The organism is Photobacterium sp. R1 (assembly GCF_054600795.1).
On record NZ_BAAHZP010000083.1, the window covers coordinates 1 to 475 of the forward strand.

At 52.0% G+C, this 475-nt stretch carries 1 pseudogene; it reads right to left on the reverse strand.

Features of this window, described 5'->3' with window-relative positions:
• Positions 1–475 (reverse strand): annotated as a pseudogene (locus ACYP03_RS24055) (AI-2E family transporter); the annotation flags it as partial.

The following is a 475-nucleotide window of genomic DNA, read 5'->3' on the forward strand; positions in this document are numbered from 1 at the left end:
TGCACGCACAGCCACTGCCTTTAACGAGGCGGTAATCTTTTCTGAGTAGGTCATAAAACCGGCGGCAATCGCCAGTGATAGGATGAATATCAGCATGTCGCCCAAGGCACCACCCAGCACACCAATGAAAGCGGACAGTGCAGACTTGATTTCCGGCAGAAAGGTTTGAATGGCTTTTTCCAGGTTAGTGGCAAACAAGCTCCACATGTCGAACAGCTTATCGCCGATAACCGGGATATCCGCAATCCTGTTGTCTGGCCCTGGAAGACTCACCTGACCTTGTTGCAGCGTCTCCAGTACCTGGATTGACGCATGGTAGACGGAAACCGAGATCATCACTAACGGCGTCACTAATAGCACAATACCCAGCAAGGCAACGGTCGTCGCCGCTAATCCCCGGCGATTGCCATACCAGCGCTGGATTTTCAACGTCAGTGGCATCAAAGCAACAGCGATAATCGCCCCCCAAATCATA